General features: G+C 39.0%; 8 protein-coding genes and 1 pseudogene. 4 read left to right on the plus strand and 5 right to left on the minus strand.

Features of this window, described 5'->3' with window-relative positions; all coding sequences use genetic code 11:
* Nucleotides 1–161 precede the first annotated feature (161 nt).
* Entirely contained in the window at nt 162–350 is a 189-nt protein-coding gene (locus ACOCD9_RS18135) for a hypothetical protein (RefSeq protein ID WP_130756655.1), read from the plus strand.
* Here the strand turns inward: ACOCD9_RS18135 and ACOCD9_RS18140 are convergent.
* The 3 genes from ACOCD9_RS18140 to ACOCD9_RS18150 form a co-directional block, all read right to left on the minus strand.
* Nucleotides 344–664, minus strand: a complete 321-nt coding sequence (locus ACOCD9_RS18140; RefSeq protein ID WP_002735990.1) for a type II toxin-antitoxin system PemK/MazF family toxin — start codon at nt 662–664, stop codon at nt 344–346. The genes ACOCD9_RS18135 and ACOCD9_RS18140 overlap by 7 nt on opposite strands.
* Nucleotides 658–900, minus strand: coding sequence for an AbrB/MazE/SpoVT family DNA-binding domain-containing protein (locus ACOCD9_RS18145; RefSeq protein ID WP_002736094.1), 243 nt, complete (start codon nt 898–900; stop codon nt 658–660). Before ACOCD9_RS18145 ends, ACOCD9_RS18140 begins: the two co-directional genes overlap by 7 nt.
* Before the next feature lie 298 nt (nt 901–1,198).
* Nucleotides 1,199–1,405, minus strand: coding sequence for a hypothetical protein (locus tag ACOCD9_RS18150; protein WP_002736760.1), 207 nt, complete (start codon nt 1,403–1,405; stop codon nt 1,199–1,201).
* A gap of 325 nt (nt 1,406–1,730) precedes the next feature.
* On the opposite strand from ACOCD9_RS18150, the gene ACOCD9_RS18155 reads away from it, so the two are divergent.
* On the plus strand, nt 1,731–2,030 hold the full coding sequence (locus ACOCD9_RS18155; protein ID WP_002755782.1) for a hemolysin XhlA family protein: 300 nt from the start codon (nt 1,731–1,733) through the stop codon (nt 2,028–2,030).
* A 62-nt stretch (nt 2,031–2,092) separates the two neighbouring features.
* Here the strand turns inward: ACOCD9_RS18155 and ACOCD9_RS18160 are convergent.
* Nucleotides 2,093–2,302: pseudogene (locus tag ACOCD9_RS18160) on the minus strand (type II toxin-antitoxin system HicA family toxin).
* On the minus strand, nt 2,299–2,499 hold the full coding sequence (locus ACOCD9_RS18165) for a type II toxin-antitoxin system HicB family antitoxin (protein WP_002735173.1): 201 nt from the start codon (nt 2,497–2,499) through the stop codon (nt 2,299–2,301). Before ACOCD9_RS18165 ends, ACOCD9_RS18160 begins: the two are co-directional and overlap by 4 nt.
* 218 nt (nt 2,500–2,717) lie before the next feature.
* On the opposite strand from ACOCD9_RS18165, the gene ACOCD9_RS18170 reads away from it, so the two are divergent.
* Nucleotides 2,718–2,951, plus strand: a complete 234-nt coding sequence (locus ACOCD9_RS18170) for a hypothetical protein (RefSeq protein WP_036401137.1) — start codon at nt 2,718–2,720, stop codon at nt 2,949–2,951.
* Nucleotides 2,941–3,354: type II toxin-antitoxin system VapC family toxin (locus tag ACOCD9_RS18175; protein ID WP_288115891.1), on the plus strand; the 414-nt coding region annotated here is incomplete at its 3' end. The genes ACOCD9_RS18170 and ACOCD9_RS18175, both read left to right, overlap by 11 nt.

The following is a 3,354-nucleotide window of genomic DNA, read 5'->3' on the forward strand; positions in this document are numbered from 1 at the left end:
AAAATTGGGGAATTGTTGACTGTATTTCTTTTATTGTAATGGAAGAGCGTAGAATAACGGAAGCATTAACAACGGATATTCATTTTCAGCAAGCTGGTTTTCGAGCTTTGTTGAGAGATTAATCTCAGGGCAGGCGATCGCCATTCCCCCATCACCCAAAAGTGATCGCCATTCCCACATCACCCAAAAACGATCGCCTCTCCTCATCACCCAACAGCGATAGCCATTCCCAAAAAATTGCTCCTCCCAAAAGCGATCGCCCTTTCACCCTTACTCTAAAAAGCGATCACCTCTCCCTGTTTTATAAAAAAGCGATACTAAAACCGAACAAATTCGGTGACAATCAGTAGTGAAAAAATTCAACCAATCGATCAGCCACTACCATTGCTACCCGTTCGTCAAGACTGCCAATTGTGGCAACAATTCGGGTTTTGTCAATCGCCCTAATTTGATCTAAAGCAATACTGCCGCGCACATTTTCTTGATCAATGGGGATTCTTGTTGGGTAATTTTTGACAGTACTGGTGATTGGTGCAATAACGACTGTTCTTAATCGAGCATTAATTTCACTAGGAGAAACAACAACACAAGGTCGAGTTTTTTGCAGTTCAGACCCCCTAGTTGGATCGAGTGCCACCAACAGGATGCTAAATCTTTCTACCATTGATTTTGCCGCTCAAACTCGTTTTCCACCCCTAACCAATCCTGTAACTCGGCTTCAATAGGAGCATCATCAAATAACTCAGCCCAGCCTTCCCTCACCTTCTTTTTAGCACTCAGAATAATTCTTTTTCCATCAACTATCGCCTCAACTTCGTCCAGAAGTTCACACTGTTCCATAATTGCTTGAGGAATTGTAATTGCTTGAGAATTACCGATTTGTACGATTTTTAGCAACATTTTGACGACCAGATAAACATACGATAATTATATCAACTTATACTGATTAGGGAGCGATCGCCCCTCCTCCTCAAAATCGCCCCTCCTCCTCCCCAAAAATGATCGCCCCTCCTCATCCAAATCGCCATTCCCCAAAAATTGCTCCTCCCAAAAACCATCGCCCCTCCCCATCATCAAAAAATGATCGCACTACAAGATCAGCTACAAGCTCGGTGATCGCATTAATAAAAATCCAAAAAATCAGATAATTACGGTGAATAACAATCAATTTAGTGCGTTACTACAAGAGCGATCGCACTTATTGACCTCGCCCTGGCTTACAGTCGGCAAAACTTAATGCCTCTGTGTCTAGAAAACTGGCGATCGCCATCTCAAGGATTGCTTCAACGGGATAATCAATTTCAGTAGCGCGAGCAATCAGGGCATCCTGAATCCAGTCTGGTAAGCACTTTAAAATATTTTCCGCATCCGCAGACGAGATTTGCTCCGAAAGTTTCACTTGCATGGGTTAGGACTCCATAGGAATTTGAACATTATACGGTGGCTCAGTTGCCCTTAAAATGATCGCCTCTAGTTCTAATAGTAGCGCAGGGTTTTTTGAGTAAGGTATTGTCTGCACCGCAATTCGTACCAGCTATTCTCATTTTGAAACGATTTTGCGTTGTTTCAGCGATCTAGAGATTCGTTAAGAATTATTAACCCCTCTAGGTGCAAGGGTTTTAATGTCATGAAACCTTAAAATGAGAATTGCTATATTTTGAGAAGAGGCCGTTCTCTCAGCAAAAAAATAGATTAAAATGAGTGTGTCAGCCTGATTAACAAGATGAGTTATGCCAACACCGACTATCATCGAAACAGATTTGCGCGAAGTTCTAGCAGAAATGAATCAGAAGCTAGATACAATTTCTAAAGATGTGAATCAAGTACAGATTCGATTGGCTACTGTAGAAACCAAAGTTGATAATGTAGAGAAACGATTGGATTCAATGGATAAGCGATTCGATAAAATGGAATTACAGATAGAAAAGGTAGAAAGCAATCAGGGCAATCAGGTTTGGGCTTTGATTGGGATTTTGTTTACGGCGGTAGTGGCAACGTCTATCCGTTTTGTTTTAACAGCTTTACCCTAGATTTCAAAAGAAAACCTGATCGCGTTTTTAAGATTTAATCAACAAGAAAACAGCGATCACCGTTATCTCAAGTCATCTTCGGTCAGATCAGCATCTTTCAAAATACTCTTAAGAGTACCAATTGGTAAATCTTTATTGCCATGAACAGGAACGGATAAAATAACTTTCATTCCCTGTTTTGTATAAATATGATGACTACTACTAATGCGTTTTAACTGCTAACCATAACGTTCGATAATTTTACAAAGGGCTTGGCCAGAAATAGATTTCATAATGATAATTCGACTAGCTCTTTTTCTGCTTCAATTTCTGTTTCTTGACTTGCAACTTCAAGCCATCCTTGAACTGCATCTTGCAACATTTCTAATAATTGTTCGTAGCTTTCTCCCCAGGTATGACAGCCTGGCAATGCCGGTACGGAACCGCACCAAATACCATCTTCTTGCCAGATTAGAGCTTTAATTTTCATGTTATTTTCAAAATATTTGCCTAATTTTACTATGATAATAGAAAAATACGATATGTGATCGCCCCTCCTCCTCATCAAAAAGCGATCGCCCTTTGCCTTCCTATCCCAAGCGGCAGCTTTAAAGTTTAACCAACAAGATGACAGCGAATAACAATCAATTTGGTGTGTTACATTTATAATATAGATATTTCAAGTAAAAATCATTTCACCAACAGATCATGCTTAATTCTATTAACGCATTATTTGACGGAAAGGTCTTTCATCCAGAGCAACCCGTTAGATTGAAGGCTAATACTCGTGTTCGCATTATTGTTGATAACTTATCGGATGAAAATAATGAACTCACTTCTTTTTTAGAGACAGCAGAATCATTACAACTAGACGGACCCTCTGATTGGTCAGAAAATCTAGATAAATATTTATATGGTGAAGAAAAAGAGCATGAACCCTGAGAAATTTCTCGATACAAGTTATGTGATCGCTTTATCTTCATCTACGGACGATTATCATCATAAAGCACTTGCCATTGCCCAACAATTAAAAGCTTCAAAAACACCTTTAGTTACAACCAGAGCCATTATTTTAGAGATTGGCAATGCTTTATCTAAACAAAAATATCGCTCTAAGTCAATTAAATTATTGTCCTCATTAGAAAAGGACAAAACGGTGACAGTTATTCCCTTATCGGAAATTCTCTATCAAAAAGCTTTTCAACTATATTGTCAAAGAAACGATAAAAATTGGGGAATTGTTGACTGTATTTCTTTTATTGTAATGGAAGAGCGTAGAATAACGGAAGCATTAACAACGGATATTCATTTTCAGCAAGCTGGTTTTCGAGCTTTGTTGAGAGAT

This window comes from Microcystis sp., from assembly GCF_048564745.1.
Taxonomy (GTDB): domain Bacteria; phylum Cyanobacteriota; class Cyanobacteriia; order Cyanobacteriales; family Microcystaceae; genus Microcystis; species Microcystis ichthyoblabe_A.

What these genes read in the sequence shown, in the direction of transcription:
- ACOCD9_RS18170 (WP_036401137.1), top strand. Translation starts at nt 2,718, where the DNA reads ATGCTTAATTCTATTAACGCATTATTTGACGGAAAGGTCTTTCATCCA.
- ACOCD9_RS18155 (WP_002755782.1), top strand. Translation starts at nt 1,731, where the DNA reads ATGCCAACACCGACTATCATCGAAACAGATTTGCGCGAAGTTCTAGCA.
- ACOCD9_RS18165 (WP_002735173.1), bottom strand. Translation starts at nt 2,499, where the DNA reads ATGAAAATTAAAGCTCTAATCTGGCAAGAAGATGGTATTTGGTGCGGT.
- ACOCD9_RS18145 (WP_002736094.1), bottom strand. Translation starts at nt 900, where the DNA reads ATGTTGCTAAAAATCGTACAAATCGGTAATTCTCAAGCAATTACAATT.
- ACOCD9_RS18140 (WP_002735990.1), bottom strand. Translation starts at nt 664, where the DNA reads ATGGTAGAAAGATTTAGCATCCTGTTGGTGGCACTCGATCCAACTAGG.
- ACOCD9_RS18150 (WP_002736760.1), bottom strand. Translation starts at nt 1,405, where the DNA reads ATGCAAGTGAAACTTTCGGAGCAAATCTCGTCTGCGGATGCGGAAAAT.